Consider the following 510-nt stretch of genomic DNA (forward strand, 5'->3'; position numbering starts at 1 on the left):
CTATTGTGATTCGCGTAGCTAACTCGGTGATTTTTAACCGAAGAAACATTACTTGCAGTGATTTAACTACCGCCGTCTCTCGTTTAGGCATCTTCCGCGTCCGAGACATCGTGACCGCACAAGCTATCGAGCAATTGAAACACGCGGTCAATCTGAGTAAAGAGTGTAATGATATACTGGTAAAAAGCGCGGCCGTCTCTCGAGAGCTTGGCGCCACGATGGTGCTGGTCGTACAAGAATTCCACAAACACGAGCCTTCTGTTTACACACATCTGGAGCTGGAAAAGGCACTTCTAGTTGGCTTATTGGCCGATATTGGCTTGTTCTGCCTCATTAACGAATATCACCTGTATCTGGATAGTGGCAATTACCTCGACCCTGATATCGCATTGCAAATCTTCCAAACTCGCTGCTCTGCAACCAGTAAGTTGGTGCTAGAACGCTGGGGTTTCGACAACGATTTTCGAGAAGTCTCTTCAAACGAAAAGTTTGTTACCGCTCGTCCAGAAG

1 protein-coding gene is annotated in these 510 nt (G+C 46.9%); it reads left to right on the plus strand.

Features of this window, described 5'->3' with window-relative positions; translation table 11 throughout:
- The coding region (locus R7Q11_RS29585) for an HDOD domain-containing protein (protein WP_225467392.1) at positions 1-510 on the plus strand (510 nt) is incomplete at both ends.

The sequence above is a fragment of the Vibrio sp. 970 genome (assembly GCF_033339075.1).